This is a genomic window from Streptomyces sp. NPDC051105, assembly GCF_040682795.1.
Taxonomy (GTDB): domain Bacteria; phylum Actinomycetota; class Actinomycetes; order Streptomycetales; family Streptomycetaceae; genus Streptomyces.
Genome location: NZ_JBFBBR010000018.1, coordinates 46,409 through 60,871, shown reverse-complemented (window position 1 = coordinate 60,871; position 14,463 = coordinate 46,409). Strand labels below are relative to the sequence as shown.

Sequence of the window (14,463 nt, the reverse complement as noted above, 5' to 3'; positions counted from 1 at the left end):
GGTGACCGTGTCCGCACGGCCGATCAAGGTGAGGTCTCCTTGTGGGGTCGTACGGCAGGGCGCTCGCCCGGCGATCGGGGCGAGCGTCCTTCCCTATGGGCGACCGCGACGAGGCGATCGCGATCAACGACCTTGGCAGCGTCAACCCGAACACATCCTGCACGTCGGCCCCGTCCCTGTTCACGCGGCGTGGCGGCGGTTCGCTGCGGCTGCGCGACGTCCTTCCGGGTCACCGCCAGATACACCACCAGACCGAGGATGACACTGAAAAACAGCGCGCTCGTGACGACTGTGCCCAGGCCCAGGCCGCCGCCACCGGTGGGCTGGGAGAGGTAGTCGCCGATGGAGGCTCCGAGCGGGCGGGTGAGGATGTAGGCGATCCAGAAGCTCCACACCGCGTCCAGGTCAAGCGCGAAGTGCGCGAGGGCGACCGCGGCGATGACCAGGCCGAAGAGGACCGCGGACAGCCAGTAGCCGAAGTCCGCCCGCTCGGAGACCAGGTCGCCGGCGGCGGTGCCGAGAGCGAACGTGAGCAGGACGGCTAGCCAGTAGAAGGACTCACGGCCCGTGGTGTCGATGCTGTGGATGGACAGCGTCCGCTCGCGGCGGTACCAGACCACGAAGACGACCGCGAGGACGATCGCGAAGACGGTGGTGCTGGTCTCCAGCGGGACGCCCATGTTGTCGGTGAGGTTGTCGCTGACCAGCGTGCCGACGACGCTGATCAGCGCAACGGCGGTCCAGTACACACCGGCACGGTAGACACCGGTGCGGAACTGCACGACCAGGACGACCACGAGCAGGGCGCTCATCAGCACCCACACACCGGCCAGGCCGAGCGCGGCCTTCTCGTTGAGCAGGTCGGCCGCGGCCTCCCCGACCGTCGTGCAGAGCACCTTGATGATCCAGAAGTAGACGGTGGCCTCGGGCACCTTGTTCCAGCGCACCCGGGGGCCCGAGGACGCCGCGGCGCCGGCCGCTGAAGGCGCCGGGGTATGCGATGTCTCGTGTGTCATGAGGCCCGACCGTGCCACGGACTACCTGAACGCATCCTGACTGCCGTGCGGCATCCGCCACCCCACCGTCCGCCGCCCTGAACCATCCCCCGGCACCGTGCGCCCATCCTGGACGCGCAGCAGCTCGGGCAGCACCTGGTCGAAGGCATCTCCTCCGAAGGCGTGCGGCGTCTGGTCGAGCGCGGCATGGACGCGCTCGACCAGCAGCGCACCGGCCTTGAGGAAGTGCACGGCGACTGGGTGGTGTTCATGCCGCAAACAGGGTGGGCGCTGAGCCTGGAGGATTTCCTCGTGACCCGGATGGTCGAGGTCGCCGTGCATATGGATGACCTGGCGGTCGGCGTGGGCCTCACGATCTTGGTCGTGAACCCGTCTACCAGGAGCTTCGCCGCGTTGTACAGCTCTCCGCGGTCAACCAGCCGCACACTCCGACAAGTTGGCACGCGCTCAATGTGGAGTCGCGCTGATGAGGTCCAGCCTTATCCCATCCGGCTGGTGAACTGGTTCATGTCGAAATAGTCGCGCCAGGCGTTGATCTTGCCGTCGGTGACCTCGAAGGTTCCCATGACCGGCAGCTCGAACGATTTGTCAGGGAGCTTGAAGACGTCCACCCGCTCGGTCATCACGATCGGTCCGTCGGCTGCGATGTTGATGACGCGGAACTCGATGTGCTCAATGCCTGGCGGGCCAGGGCGGATGAACGAGGTGATGGTGTCGGCGATGGCCTCCCGGCCGGTGATCGGCGCCAGCGGGATGTTGTGGTAGATGGCGTCGTCGGTGAAAAATGCCGCCAGTTCGGCGGCCCCAGCGTTGTCCGACCACGCCGCGCAAAACCTGCGCACTACCTCGATCGGGCTCTCCATCTGGCTCCTCCCGCGGTTGATCTGAACAGTGCACTGCGATGGGCCGCTAAGCGGTGAGGATGAGCTTTTCGTGCGCTGTGCCCGCTTCGAGGAGGGCGTGCGCCTGCGCGGCGTCCCGCATCGGCAGCAGCCGCTGGGCACGCAGGCGGAGTTGCCCGGAAGCGAGTAGTCGCATGGTCTGCTCGACCGCGTCGGGGGCACGGTCCGGGGTGGGGGCGGAGAGGGTGACGCCGAAGTCGGCCGCGTGCTCGTCCGCGAGAGTGATCACGCGCGCGGGGCCGCCCGCGAGTTCGACAGCGTCGCGGAGGCCGCCCTTGCCTCCGGCGTCGAAGACGGCGTCCACCTTGCCGACGTGCGCGCGCATCTGCGCAAGGAGCGCCGATCCGTAGCGGACCGGGATGGCGCCGAGATCCTTGGCGAACTGCTCGTCGCTCGGGCCGGTGGCACTGAAGACCGTGAGGCCCAGGGATATGGCCAGTTGGGTGGCGATCACGCCGACCGAGCCGCCGCCCCCGAGAACGAGCAGAGTCTCACCGGAGGTGACGCCGAGCTGGCGCAGGACGCCGACGGCGGCTTCGGCCGAGGCGGGCAGCGCTGCGGCGTCGGCCCAGCTGACGGTCGCCGGTTTGACGGTCCAGGCCGAGGCGAGGGCGTATTCGCCGTACCCGCCGAGCGTGGGCAGCTGGGCGGCGACCTCGTCACCCAGCGACACACCAGTCACGCCAGGGCCCAGGGCGTCGACGGTGCCGGCGGCCTCGAAGCCGAGAACGGCGGGGTCGGGCAGCGGGAAGACCTCTCGGAGGTCGCCGCGCCGGATCTTCAGGTCGGTCGGGCCGACTCCCGCCGCGTGTACGCGCATCCTGATCTGGCCAGGCCCGGGTGCGGGCAGGGCGACTTCCGACCACACGAGCTTCTCGGGCGATCCGTATCCGGTGAGCACTGTCGCGTATGGCATCGGTACCTCCTGCTCCTGGCGGTCCGCGCGAGATGATGTGGAAGCGGCACGCCGCGACGGTGGTGCTGGACAGAAAGCATAGGTGATATGTCACGCAATGCCAACGGTGGTGCGGCGGTGCCCGAGGGCGGCTGGCTCGACGGCGCACAGCAACGAGCCTGGCTGGCGTACATCCGGGTTCAGCTGCGGCTGACCTACGAGATGAATCGCCAGCTGCAGTCCGACAGCGATCTGTCCCTGCCGGATTACGACGTCCTGACGGCCCTGAGCGTCGCCGACGGGGGCCCGATGCCGATCACGGTGCTGGCCGCGCAGATCGGCTGGGAGCGCAGCCGGGTGTCGCACCACGTGCGGCGGATGACCAAGCGGGAACTGGTGAGCTGCAGCCTGTCCGCGAACGACCGGCGCGTGACCGAGGTGAGTCTGACCCAACACGGCCGGAAGGTGCTCGAGGCCGCGGCCCTGGGACACGTGGAACTCGTGCGTCGCCTGTTCTTCGACGGCTTGCCACGCGAGCTTGTCGGGCCGCTCAGCCAGGCGCTGGAGAGCGTCTACGCGAACATAATCGCGAACGGCACGCTGCCACCGCCGGTGGACTGGCAGCCGCCCGGGGCGGAGTGACCGGCGGCGGGCGCCGGGTTTGACCTAGAGACCACCCGATAGATCACACGCCAGACGATCCAGAGGTCGACACTCCGCAGGCGAGTACCCCTCCGGTTGCAGCGCCCAGCTGAGAGTTCTTTGCCCATAGGCACAAAGCCATCTGAACCATGCGGTCCGTGCGGTAGGGCGGCGGAGGACTCCGCCGTCGGTGAGGGCGTAGTTGCCTCGTGCCGGCGCGCTGGACCTCAGCCGGTCTCTGGCCGAGTTGCAACCTGGCCCGCACCTGGGCCGCCGAACTCGCGGGGCGAGGCATCCGGGTCACCCCTGCCTTATCCCCGCAATGTCCCGTACACGGCGTACAGTTTCCTCATGTCCCGGCCTCGGCAGTTTGACGACGAGGAAGTTGTTCGGGCTGCTCGCGACCAGTTCTGGTCCCACGGTTACGACCGAACCTCCATCGACGATCTGAGCGCCGTCACGGGCTTGGGACGCGGAAGCCTGTACGGGGCCTTCGGAGACAAACACGCCCTCTTCCTGCAGGCGCTGGACAGCTACAACAGTGACGCGATCGGAGCCTGGCGTTCGGCTCTGCGCGGCCCGGGACCGGCCCTCGCGCAGCTGGAACGCTTTGTGTGCGACATCTCCGAAGCGATCAGCAGGGACGTGGAGCGGCGCGGCTGCATGATGGCCAGGAGCGCCACGGAACTCGGCGCCGTCGACAAGACCGTCGCCGAGCGGACAGCGGCCACCGTCAGCGGCATGCACGGCGAGCTGTCGGACTGCATCGCCCGGGCCCAGGAGGAGGGCTCGCTGGATACTGAAGCGGACACGGACGCGCTCGCCAGCCTTCTCCTGGCTGTGCTGCGGGGACTGGAGGCCCTGGGCAGGGCGGGAGCCGCAGCGGAGGTTGTCATGGAGGCTGCCGAGCAGGCCTTGGCCCTTCTTCCCCGCGTGTCCACGAACGAGCCGGCACCGGATCGGCGGGAGGACCGTTCAGCGCTGTGACCCGGTCCTGAGCTGGACGGCCCTTGGGTTTTCAGTGCCATGGGGCCGCATTTTGTGGAGGCCTTGCCCCGCCAGGCGTCACGGGCGCCGCCTGGCCATCGCGCGCAAGCCGCCTTCGATGAGGGGCTACCAGTGGCTACCAGGGGCGGATGAGGACGGTGCCGACCTTGCCGGGCTGCACCGCGTGCTGCACGGCGGTGGCCAGCTCGCCGAGGTCATACGTAGCGGCCACGTCGAACTGGTCCTTGAACGCCAGCGCGATCAGCGTCGCGGCGACCGCGTCCGATGCCCGCCTCTCGGCGGATGCCTCCAACAACCACCGGCCCAGGTTCGCGCCCCGCACCGTCAACGACTGGTAGAGCAGCGTCGACGCATGCACCGAGATCGGCTCCTCGGCGAGTTCCCCGTAAATGACCAGCCTGCCGCCCGGCGCCAACAGGTCTAGAAGGCTTTCCGTCAGCTTTCCGCCGACAGGGTCGAAGGCCACACTGAGCGGGCGGCCGCCGGCTGCCTTGCGGACCTCGTCGGCCCAGCCCGGATTCTCTGTCGCCACGACTGGGACGTCCGGGAACCGCTTGCGCAGCTCGGCGGCACCGCGGTCACTGCGGACGACGTTGACCAGCCCCACGTTGTGGTACTGCATCACGCCCGTTACCAGCCGCCCGACCGACGAGCCGGCGGCGGCCTGCACCAAATACCCGTCGTACCCCAAGGCCAGGTGCTGCTCCGCCTCACGGCGCAGCATCACCGCGGTGAGCGGGTTCGTCAGCATCTGCGCGGCGACCTCGTCCGACAGCTCATCAGGCACGGGGACGACAGTCGCAGCGTCCGCCAGGATCCACTGTGACCATCCCACCGGCAGGGGAAAGACGGTTACACGGCCGCCGACCTCGACGCGCGGAGCCACGCCCGTATCCGGGCCGATGGCCTCCACCATGCCGGTGGCCTCGACACCGACTGGAACCGGCTCAGGTGCCGTTCCGGGGTAGGCCGCGACGGCCAGGAGATCACCACGGTGGATGGGGAAGGCCGTGGTGCGGATGAGGACCTGACCGTGCGCAGGCGCTTCCGGCTCGGGCTCCTCGATGACGGTCAGGACGTCGGCGGGCAAGCCGCCGCGGGTGCAGACGACACGACGGTTCATGATCGTCCTCCTGTGCGCTGGTGTGCATGCGGCTTGGCCGGGGCGTCAGCCGACGTCCATGAGCAGCAGGTGCTTCGCGCTGAGTGCTCCGTCCAGCTGCATCAGCCGGCCTCCCTCCCGTAGACCGCCGAGGTCCAGCGCGGCGAATCCGAATTCGTCGAGCAAGTTGGCCACGGCCGCCTTCGCGTCGGCGTCGTCGCCCGCGTAGAAGACCACCTGACGGCCTTCCTCGTGCTGGGGGTCCGCGGCGATGAACGCGGCGAACAGGCTGTTGAACGCCTTCACGATCCGCGCTCCGGGAAGGCGCTCGGCGACCCATTCGCTGCCCGTGAGGTCACCGACGTCGTACCGGCCCCGCCAGGGGTTGGCCGCCGCGAACGGGTTCGTCGTGTCGACGACCGTCTTCCCGGACCAGTCGGTGAGGCTGGTCAGGTCGGGCACTGCGGCGAACGGCACCGCGAGGAAGACGAGGTCCGGCTGCGCCGCCTCCTCGGCTGTCACGGCGTGGGCCTTCGGCCCCAGCTGCTCCACGACCGCCTTGAGTGTCTCCGGGCCCCGGCTGTTGCCGATGAGTACCTCATGTCCGTAACGGACGGCCTTGTCGGCGACGGCCCGGCCGATCTCTCCCGCGCCGAGAATGCCGATAGTGCTCTGTGCGGCCATGCTGCCCATCCTTGGTTTGTGTCGGGGGTCGTGCCGGCGCCCCGGCAGCGGCTGTGTGATCGGGCTCCGGCCGCTTCCTGCCGGGGCGATCCCGGCCTCGGCGGCAGGTGCGGCGGCGCCTACGCGCGATGCGGGTCGAAGTCCAGGAGGACCTTGCCCTTCTCTCGGAAATACGCGAGCGCCTCGGGAAAATCCCCCGCCTTGTAGACGGGCGCGGAGGGCAGGACGAGTCTTCCCTCGGAGACCAGCCGCGCGGACTCCGCGTTCAGTGCCGGAAGCCGGGGAAGGAGCTCGTCCTGGTACATCCAGAATTCCGTCGTGGTGATGTTCTTCGTTCTCAACACGTCCGGATCGGGCGTGAACGGCCGGCCGCTCAGATACCCGTAGATCGCCAGCAGGGCGCCGCCGGTCAGTACGTCCAGCAAGAGTGCGGTCGCCGGTCCGCTGACACCGTCAAGGCCGAGGAGCACCGGATCGGAGCCGATGGCTTCCCGCACGCGCGCGCCGGCATCCGCGGAGTCGACCACCACGATGTCGGCGCCGAGATCACGGAGTTCGCTCACGAGTTCCGCGCGGCGAACGATGTTGATCGTGCGCAGCCCTCGTTCCTTGGCGAACACGATGACAGACCGGCCCACACCGCTGTTGGCCGCGTTCTGCACCACCCAGGAACCGGCCGCAAGGTCACGCAGGCCGACCAGGAGCCCCGCGCTGACGGGATTGATGGTGAGCATCGCTGCCTGTTCAAGACTGATGGACTTGTCCACGACGGTCAGATCTGCCGCCTCGGCCACCACCCGCTCGGACCAGGAAAAGACGCCGAAGGGAAGCAGGACCCTCTCACCGGGGCTGACCTCCATGACACCGGGCCCTACGGAGACGACCGTCCCGACGCCCTCGTTCCCGATGGCCGTCGGCAGCTCGGGGCGTACGGGGTACACACCTTGCGCCAGGAGAAGGTCGTGGTGGTCGAGCGGGGCGTACTCGACCTGGACCAGCGCCTGTCCGGCGGTGGGAGCCGGGGGCTCGGGCACGTCAACCACCTTCAGGCACTTCTCCGGCTCCCCGAACTGAGTGAGGTGAATGGCGAGCATGGGACACGACTCCTTGCACGGTGGAGCCTTCGGCGACGAACCGACGGGCTATAGCCACACCGATCCCGGTCGAGCAGCCACCCTGCCGACCTTACGGTCAATATCTCCCAGAATGTCTACTTCTTCCTCGATGCAGCTCATCCCGAGACCTGCAAAGAGCACAGCAGGCCGACACGCGGCAGCCCATGCGCGCCCACCTTGTGACGCCCGCGTCGACGACGGAATGCTCCGCCACGCCACCTCATGGACCGCCCGGTTCAGTGCGATTTGTACCTACTAGTAAAGAACCCGAACCGGGGCGCTGCAACCGAAGAGGCACTCGCCCTGCCCGGGCTCGCAGCTGGGTTAGCAGACCCTGTGGCCCATACTCCTTCTGCCGCGTCACGCCCCTCGCCGACTCCATGGGCGTCGCAGCCGCCGCGTGCACGCTCTGAGTACCCGATCGAACCAAGTCCGCGGTCTTTGGCGAAGCGCGATGACGGATCGGCCGCCCCCGCTGTTCCCCCGTTGTGCACCCCCATGGGCCGGTACAGCGGGGCAGAACATTCCGGATGGTCCTCCAGAAGCCGGGCAGCGTGCCGACGGCCGGGTGGGTTACCAATCGCTCCGCCCGCCCCGATCCGAGCAGATCACTTCGACCTCGATGGTGAGGACGCCTGCCTGGGCGCCCACGCCCCACCAGGTGTCGCGAGTGACGGCCAGAGGGTGGAGTCGCGGTCGATGAGGACCTGGATGGTGCGGACGTTGCGGGCGAAGTAGTCGGCCTTGCGGTAGGCGGCGGTGAGCGTGCGCTGCGAGATCGCCGCTTGGTAGCGGGTGCTGGCCGGGTGTCCCGGTGTCATGCGCGAATCACAGATCCCGTGGCCACCCTCCCGGCGCTGGATCCCGAAACCGGACATACGTGTCCGCATGGTCTGGGATCTGGGCGTGAAGCCGCTGACCGCCCGCCACGGCACCGAGCACGGCTCCGGCCTGGGCACCCAACGCTGGGTCGCTGAGCGCGCGTTCGCCCACCTGCACTGGTTCCGCCGCCTGCGCATCCGGTGGGAGATACGGGATGACATCCACGAAGCCCTCCTCACCCTCGGCTGCGCACTCATCTGCTGGAGACGTCTGCGCTCACTCTGAAGGGCACTGGGCGGCGGCGCATTCGGCTTCCTGGGCTGCCATGACCTCATCACCATGCTCGAAGGCCCATGCTCCCACAGCGTCAATGGGTGCCAGCAAAGTCCGTCCCAGGGCCGTGAGTTGGTACTCAACGCGCGGTGGCGCTCCAGGGTGTGCCCGCCGGTCCACCAGTCCGTTGGACTGCAAGCGCCGCAGCGTCTCGGTGAGGACTTTGGAGCTGATCCCCCCGATCTGCTCGCGTAGTTCGACCGGACGCCTGGGACCGTCGCGCAGGGCCCAGAGCACCACGGCGTTCCAGGTGTTGGACAGGAGGTCGAAGGCCAGGCGTGCACGGCAGTCGGAGAGGAAGGTGTCGGTCGTCACGTACCAAATGGTGCCTGACAGACCCTCTAGCGTCTTTGGGAACGAGCCAAGCAGGCCCTGGGAGGAAATCCGTGATGAGAATCGGCGTACTAGGCACGGGCAACATGGCGGACGCGCTCGCCACGCACTGGGTCCGGTCCGGGCACGACGTGGCCATCGGAGGACGGGACATGCACAAGGCGGAGCGGCTCGCGACGCGCCTCGGGGGCAGCGCGAAGCCCGCCGATCTGCGTGCGGCGGCCGAGTTCGGTCAGGTAGTGCTGTCCGCGCTGCCCTTCGGCACAGGGACGAGCGTGGTGCGGGAACTGCGAGCGGTCCTGGACCGCAAAGTGCTGATCGACTGTTCCAATCCAGTCGGTCAGGGCTTCCGGCTGCTGACCCAGAGCGGCCTCTCAGCCGCACAGCAACTGGCCGCGGCGGCACCGGGATCTCATGTGGTCAAGGCGTTCAATCTCTGCCATGAGGATGTGTGGCGTATGTCGCCGCCCATCTTTGACGGGCGGCGACTGGCTGTTCCGGTCTGCGGCGACGACGAAAGGGCTCTCGCACTTGTGCACCAGTTGGTGCGGGATGTCGGCTGCGAACCCGTGGCCGGCGGCTCTCTCGAACGAGCGGGACTCCTGGAAGCGACCGCGGCACTCTTCATCGGGCTATGGGTCGGCGAGGGAGCCGATGCCCAAGCCATCGCACCCCCGCTGGCCTATGCCGCCGGACCGGGAGACGAGGAACCACAAACCGCCGAAGAGGCTTTTCGTCAGGAGTTCTAAGCTTGTGCTTTAGGTCGGACCGGACCAGTAGCGACATGCGGCACCGGATCGCCAACCGCCCCGAACAAATCCGTTGGCACCGAGACCTTCAGGTGACAAGACTGCACTGGTGAGCACCTTGCCGCCGTTGCCCGGCCCGTTCCCTCTGCCGGTACAGGACCCGCGTACCCGCGACGTCGTCCTCGACTATGCGGGCATGCACGCTCTGGTGGCCGACCTCGTTCTGCCCAACGGCGCGTCGATGTACGTCATGAGCGCGCTGGAAACGTCTCGCGAGCTGATCCGACACTCCTACTATCGATACGAGTTCGCCACCGTCGCCGTCACGCATTCCCTGTTCGCCCTGGAGAACGTCCTCGCCGAGCGTCTGGCCATCGACAAGCCACTCGGGCACCTGATTGAGCGGGCCTCCGATGCGGGGCTCATCACGGCTGGCCTCGCCACCGAACTCGACCGCAGCCGGCTGCTGCGAGACCGGCTCACACAGGGCTCCGTGACAAGTGCCGCTCTCCCACAGGCCCAAGCCGTCGCAATGGTGCGTGCTGTCTGCGATGCGATCTCCCTGCTCGTTCGCCCATCGTCCGCGGCAGAGACGACGGCCGTCCGCATGAGCGGAGCGCAGCCTGAAGACCGGCTCGCCCGGCTGTCGGAGGAACATCGGCGCGCCCTGTTCCCCGACGGCTTCCGCGGCGTGGACATCGAGGGTGTGGAGCTGGTCCTCTTGGACGCCGACGTCGCCGGCCTCATCCAGAGGGAACTGAACGGCGGGCTCGACGACCACGGCATCGCCAACCTCTGGTCGTGCATCGCCGACCTCGACGAGGTCGTTCCCCTGATCAACTCGGCTTACTGCGCCTCCTACTTCGCGAACCTTCGGACGATTGCCAAGCTCGCAGCAACACGCTACATCCCCACCGCGACCTGACCCGTGGAGTCGAAATTGGAATCTCGCACGACCCTCGTCAGGATCTGACCTGGTCACGTTCCTTGATGGTCTCGGGCCGTCTGGCTGTTTTGCCGACGTCGTAGCGGGTGGCGGGGTGTCGGTCTTTCGAGCCGGGCGGTCTGCCGGGGCCGGGCCTGTCACGGTCGCCCGCCTTCCAGCGGCCCGTGTCGATGAGGTCCTCGACCACCCGGCGGACCTGGGCGGCGGTGAGGAGTGCTGGTCGAACGGGAGTCACCTGAACTCCAACCCGACCGGTCCTCCCCCGCCGTCGTGACCTCCGCGTCCATCACATCGAGCGGCAGCATGACCGCGCGCACCAGGTGGACGTCACGTCGGCGAGGTGCCAGGCCGCGCGGCGAGGCCAGAGCGCCCACAGGCACGACGCCTGGTGTACCGCCACCACCAGCGTCCTCGCAGCAGTGCGCAGCTTGTCACCCCAGCGGTGGGAGGCGAGGACGTCCGCAATGGCCAACCGGCGGCGACTGGGAAAATCGCTGTCCGATCACCGGAGCACGGTGATAGACATCCGGCGTGGAAGAGAATCTTGAGTTCCCCGACCTGTTGCGACTGATCGATGAACGGTCGACCGCCTTCCGCGCCGTGGTCGCCGCCGCGCCCGATCTCGACGCACAGGTGCCGACCTGCCCTGGGTGGACGCTGTTCGATCTGGTGAAGCACCTGGGCGGGGGCGACCGCTTCTGGGCCGCCATCGTCGGCGCGGGGGCCGCCGACGCGCCGCCAGCCGAGGCCGTCGCCGCGCGCGCCGCGCTGGAAGTGCCGCAGGAGCGTGAGGCCCTGCTGGCCTGGCTGGACGGGTCGACGCAGCTTCTGCTGGGCGCCCTGCGCGCGGCGGGACCGGAGAGCGGTTGCTGGACGTGGTGGCCCGCGTCGCAGTCACCGCAGACCGCCGGCGGCACCGCCCGGCACCGGGTCCAGGAGACCGCGGTGCACACCTACGACGCCCAGCTCGCCGCGGGCACCCCGCAGCCGCTGCCGGTCGAGCTGGCACTCGACGGTGTGGAGGAGTTCCTCTTCACCGTCTGCGCAACGCCGAGTGCCTGGCCCCACAAGCCCACGGCCTTCGACTTCCACGCCGCCGAGGGCCGCTCCTGGCGCCTCACCGTCGACGGCGACGGCGCACGCACCACCCGCATCCCCGCGCCCACCGCCGCGACCGGCGAGGACTCGGACGCAGCCGGCGCCTCCGTCCACGGCACGGCCAGTGAGCTGGTCCTCTACCTGTACGACCGGATCCAGGCCGACACCTTGCACGTTGACGGAGACGCAGGGCTGCTCGACCTGCTCCGCGCCTGGGAGCCGGAGGAGAAGTAGGACGTAGCGGGGGCGGTTGGCCGCCCACCGGCCGCGATCCGAGCCGCGAAACGCGCTGTCGACACCGTCATCGCCCCCACCCGGGACCGCCTGGGCCGACTCCCCGCCGGTCCGGCCGCCGATTACGACAGCACGCGGCTCAGTCTCAGCTCATTCCTCAAAGGGGTCACCCACACCGGCTGATCCATCCGCCACCACCCGCAGCTCGCGCCCCGACCCCCTCGTCACACTCCCCGGAGCCGAATCGAGGTCTCCGTTCCGATCAACAACCCGGGCCGGCATGTCAACCACCGCTCCCCACGGGGCGGTAGGCGGCCTCAACCGGCCGAACTCGTCTCGCCCCCACTACGCGGGCCGGAACCCGGACTGCACACACCGGAGGATTGGGGCGGGTGTTCGTCAGGCCTGCCGCGGAGATGGTCGAGTTGGCGCGGCCCACGTCGGTGACCGGGTCACCGGGGTCGTCGTGCCAGCTGTAGATGTCGGGGCCGACGTTGTTGGCCTTGACGTAGTTCAGATACGTCGTCCACCAGGCGTAGGACGAGTTCGGCTGGCCGGCGACGCTGGGGCCGACGATCACCTGTTGGGGAACGCGGCGCGCACCTTGGCGTAGAAACGCGACCACATCTGCAGGTACTGGGTCTGTGAGGCGACGCCCGGCGTCTGGTGCGGTATGTGGTTTCGGGGACTGCTGTCAACGGCTTCACTGTGCGGCTCCTGGGGGGAAGGAGAGAGACCCGGGCCGGTCCGGCCCCGGGACTGTGTCGGAGGCGGCCGGTCAGTGGCCGTCTCGGTGTGCGTGCGCTTCCGCGAGGAGGAGGTAGCAGCTGGCGGTCCAGGTGTAGGCGCGCTCGCGCAGGCCCGTTCCGGTGAGGGCATCGAAGTTCTCGGCGAAGCCGTGGGTCTCGCACAGGGCGCGGAAGCGGGCGCTGACGTCGTCGGCCAGCCGGTGGTGTCCGGCGCGGCGCAGGCCGTCCTCGACGAGGACGGTGGCCGGGGCCCAGATCGGGCCGCGCCAGTAGCCGTCGGGGAGGTAGTGCGGCGAAGTGGTCAGTTCGGTGGCCAGCCCGTACGGGGTGAGGTGGGCCTTGATGCGGTCGGCCAGCGCGCTGCTGATCTCGTCGGGCAGGTGCTCGCCCAGCGCGATGGCCATCAGGTCTAGGAGGCTGGCGCTGCTCCAGGTGCCCCCACTGGCGACTCCCCGGGCGACGAACCGCTCTCCGGTCCAGAGCTCGTCGAGCAGTGCGGTCTGTGTCCTCTCAGCTGCGGCCGTCCAACGGCGTGCCACATCCTCCTTGCCCAGCTCCTCGGCCAACTGGGCGAGTTCGTGCAGTTGGAGCACGAGGAAGGCGGCCAGGTCGGCGGTGACGACCACGCGCTCGGGGTCGAAAGTGGTGGCGTTGTCCCATCCGCTGTCGTTGCCGTGCTGGTAGTGGGCCAGTTCGGTGCCGGGGGCCCGTCGCGCGGTGAGCCAGAAGGCGGTCCAGCGCTCCAACCGGTCATAAACTTGGGTCAGTTGCTCCTGGTCGGGAGGTACTGGCAGGAGCCGGCGGAGGCGGCCGAAGGCCCAGCCGTGGATGGGCGGCTTGACGAAGTTGTACAGAACCTCGGAGTGGGTGACCGAGTCGGGCAGGGCGCCGCTGTCGTCCTGGTGGTCGAAGGGCAGGGCGAACTGGTCCAGGGCGAGTTCGGGACAACCACGGCCCAGAGCAAGGGCGTTGAAGCAGTGGTCCCAGCTCCAGACCTTGTCCATCCAGTGCTTGGACATCAGCACGGCGGGCCGGGTGACCAGGCCGGCCGGCCGTACTGTCGCCGACCAGACCACGTAGGCGGCGAGTTCGGCCGCCGGCGTGGCGGCCGAACGCCAGGGTGCCACCGCGTCCACGAAGTCCGCGAACGCACGCCGTGCGGACTCCACGACGTCGTCGAAGGTCCCGGAGGTCACGTACGGCGGCCGCGCGGCGTCGAGTTCGCCGATCGCGATCTCCCAGGTCCCGTCCGCGTCCGCCGTCACGCCGACACCGCGGTCAACGCTACCCAGGGCCTGTGCTCCGGCCACCTCGGCGAGGGTGCCGGACAACACGGTGACCCGGTAGCGGCGCCCGGTCTCGTACGACGTGAACACGTGCGCGTCCGCCGCCGGGTCGTGGAAGAAGTACGTTCCGCTGAACGGGGTCAGGTCCTTGGCGGCGGCGAAGACGCCGATGCCAAGGCCGCTGCCCCGCAGGCGTACGATCTCCGGCGACTCGTAGGCGAGGTCGACGCGCCCGTTCTCGCCGATCCAGCTGAGCAGGCCCGGTGTCGCCACGACGCGAGCCTCGGCACGGTCGCCCTCAGCCGTGGTGTTCAGGGGGACCAGGCGCAGGACTCCGTGCATGCCGTTTTGGTGCGACACGAGGTGGAGGTCCTCGGCGTGTGTCTTCTCCGCTACCACGGGTGAGATGTCGAACCAGGATCCGTAGGTGCTGAACGGGATGTCGTGGACGGAGAAGGCCGGGCCGGGTGGGGCGGCGGTCATGGTGGCGTGACTCGTTTCTGGAGCAGGGGCAGCAGCGGACTGGCGACTGACCGGTCGTGCTGGCGG

Annotated in this window: 16 protein-coding genes and 2 pseudogenes; 6 read left to right on the top strand and 12 right to left on the bottom strand. The window is 68.7% G+C overall.

Annotation, left to right across the window (positions count from 1 at the left end; all coding sequences use genetic code 11):
- Positions 1 to 212: 212 nt before the first annotated feature.
- The 4 genes and pseudogenes from AB0N16_RS34520 to AB0N16_RS34505 form a co-directional block, all read right to left on the bottom strand.
- Positions 213 to 1,016: pseudogene (locus AB0N16_RS34520) on the bottom strand (hypothetical protein); the annotation flags it as partial.
- Positions 1,017 to 1,037: 21 nt separating this feature from the next.
- A complete protein-coding gene (locus AB0N16_RS34515) occupies positions 1,038 to 1,337 on the bottom strand; it encodes a hypothetical protein (protein ID WP_365803711.1) in 300 nt (99 codons plus the stop codon).
- A gap of 158 nt (positions 1,338 to 1,495) precedes the next feature.
- The gene (locus AB0N16_RS34510) at positions 1,496 to 1,879 is read right to left on the bottom strand and encodes a limonene-1,2-epoxide hydrolase family protein (protein ID WP_365803709.1); all 384 of its coding nucleotides are present in this window, start codon (positions 1,877 to 1,879) and stop codon (positions 1,496 to 1,498) included.
- Positions 1,880 to 1,925: 46 nt separating this feature from the next.
- Positions 1,926 to 2,834, bottom strand: coding sequence for an alcohol dehydrogenase catalytic domain-containing protein (locus AB0N16_RS34505; protein ID WP_365803707.1), 909 nt, complete (start codon positions 2,832 to 2,834; stop codon positions 1,926 to 1,928).
- An 87-nt stretch (positions 2,835 to 2,921) separates the two neighbouring features.
- Between AB0N16_RS34505 and AB0N16_RS34500 the strand changes: the two genes are divergently transcribed.
- Together AB0N16_RS34500 and AB0N16_RS34495 are read left to right on the top strand one after the other, a co-directional pair.
- Positions 2,922 to 3,455: a MarR family winged helix-turn-helix transcriptional regulator gene (locus AB0N16_RS34500; RefSeq protein ID WP_365803705.1), complete on the top strand. Its 534-nt coding sequence runs from the start codon at positions 2,922 to 2,924 to the stop codon at positions 3,453 to 3,455.
- Between the two features lie 351 nt (positions 3,456 to 3,806).
- Positions 3,807 to 4,442 carry a TetR/AcrR family transcriptional regulator gene (locus AB0N16_RS34495; protein WP_365803703.1) on the top strand — a complete coding sequence of 212 codons (636 nt, stop codon included), beginning with the start codon at positions 3,807 to 3,809 and terminating at the stop codon, positions 4,440 to 4,442.
- Positions 4,443 to 4,578: 136 nt separating this feature from the next.
- On the opposite strand, the gene AB0N16_RS34490 is transcribed toward AB0N16_RS34495, so the two are convergent.
- The 4 genes from AB0N16_RS34490 to AB0N16_RS34475 form a co-directional block, all read right to left on the bottom strand.
- Positions 4,579 to 5,586: a zinc-binding dehydrogenase gene (locus AB0N16_RS34490; RefSeq protein ID WP_365803701.1), complete on the bottom strand. Its 1,008-nt coding sequence runs from the start codon at positions 5,584 to 5,586 to the stop codon at positions 4,579 to 4,581.
- Between the two features lie 45 nt (positions 5,587 to 5,631).
- Positions 5,632 to 6,258, bottom strand: coding sequence for an NAD(P)-binding domain-containing protein (locus AB0N16_RS34485; RefSeq protein ID WP_365803699.1), 627 nt, complete (start codon positions 6,256 to 6,258; stop codon positions 5,632 to 5,634).
- Between the two features lie 110 nt (positions 6,259 to 6,368).
- Positions 6,369 to 7,343: a zinc-dependent alcohol dehydrogenase family protein gene (locus AB0N16_RS34480; protein WP_365803697.1), complete on the bottom strand. Its 975-nt coding sequence runs from the start codon at positions 7,341 to 7,343 to the stop codon at positions 6,369 to 6,371.
- Positions 7,344 to 7,972: 629 nt separating this feature from the next.
- Positions 7,973 to 8,185 (bottom strand): hypothetical protein, encoded by a 213-nt coding sequence (locus tag AB0N16_RS34475; protein ID WP_365803695.1) that lies wholly within the window; start codon positions 8,183 to 8,185, stop codon positions 7,973 to 7,975.
- Positions 8,186 to 8,267: 82 nt separating this feature from the next.
- Between AB0N16_RS34475 and AB0N16_RS34470 the strand changes: the two are divergent.
- Positions 8,268 to 8,471, top strand: a pseudogene (locus AB0N16_RS34470) (transposase); the annotation flags it as partial.
- On the opposite strand, the gene AB0N16_RS34465 reads toward AB0N16_RS34470, so the two are convergent.
- Complete coding sequence (locus AB0N16_RS34465; RefSeq protein ID WP_365803693.1) at positions 8,463 to 8,834, bottom strand: helix-turn-helix domain-containing protein; 372 nt, start codon at positions 8,832 to 8,834, stop codon at positions 8,463 to 8,465. The pseudogene AB0N16_RS34470 and the gene AB0N16_RS34465 sit on opposite strands and share 9 nt — an antisense overlap.
- A 74-nt stretch (positions 8,835 to 8,908) precedes the next feature.
- On the opposite strand from AB0N16_RS34465, the gene AB0N16_RS34460 reads away from it, so the two are divergent.
- On the top strand, positions 8,909 to 9,601 hold the full coding sequence (locus tag AB0N16_RS34460; protein ID WP_365803691.1) for an NAD(P)-binding domain-containing protein: 693 nt from the start codon (positions 8,909 to 8,911) through the stop codon (positions 9,599 to 9,601).
- A 109-nt stretch (positions 9,602 to 9,710) separates the two neighbouring features.
- Positions 9,711 to 10,526 (top strand): hypothetical protein, encoded by an 816-nt coding sequence (locus AB0N16_RS34455; RefSeq protein WP_365803689.1) that lies wholly within the window; start codon positions 9,711 to 9,713, stop codon positions 10,524 to 10,526.
- 37 nt (positions 10,527 to 10,563) lie between these two features.
- On the opposite strand, the gene AB0N16_RS34450 is transcribed toward AB0N16_RS34455, so the two are convergent.
- Entirely contained in the window at positions 10,564 to 10,782 is a 219-nt protein-coding gene (locus AB0N16_RS34450; RefSeq protein ID WP_365803687.1) for a hypothetical protein, read from the bottom strand.
- Positions 10,783 to 11,078: 296 nt separating this feature from the next.
- Here AB0N16_RS34450 and AB0N16_RS34445 point away from each other — a divergent pair, with 296 nt between their 5' ends.
- Positions 11,079 to 11,879, top strand: coding sequence for a maleylpyruvate isomerase family mycothiol-dependent enzyme (locus tag AB0N16_RS34445; RefSeq protein ID WP_365803685.1), 801 nt, complete (start codon positions 11,079 to 11,081; stop codon positions 11,877 to 11,879).
- A 283-nt stretch (positions 11,880 to 12,162) separates the two neighbouring features.
- Here AB0N16_RS34445 and AB0N16_RS34440 read toward each other — a convergent pair whose 3' ends face one another.
- Both AB0N16_RS34440 and AB0N16_RS34435 read right to left on the bottom strand, forming a co-directional pair.
- Positions 12,163 to 12,459: a hypothetical protein gene (locus AB0N16_RS34440; RefSeq protein WP_365803683.1), complete on the bottom strand. Its 297-nt coding sequence runs from the start codon at positions 12,457 to 12,459 to the stop codon at positions 12,163 to 12,165.
- A gap of 198 nt (positions 12,460 to 12,657) precedes the next feature.
- Positions 12,658 to 14,397 (bottom strand): trehalase family glycosidase, encoded by a 1,740-nt coding sequence (locus tag AB0N16_RS34435; protein ID WP_365803681.1) that lies wholly within the window; start codon positions 14,395 to 14,397, stop codon positions 12,658 to 12,660.
- Between the last annotated feature and the right edge of the window lie 66 nt (positions 14,398 to 14,463).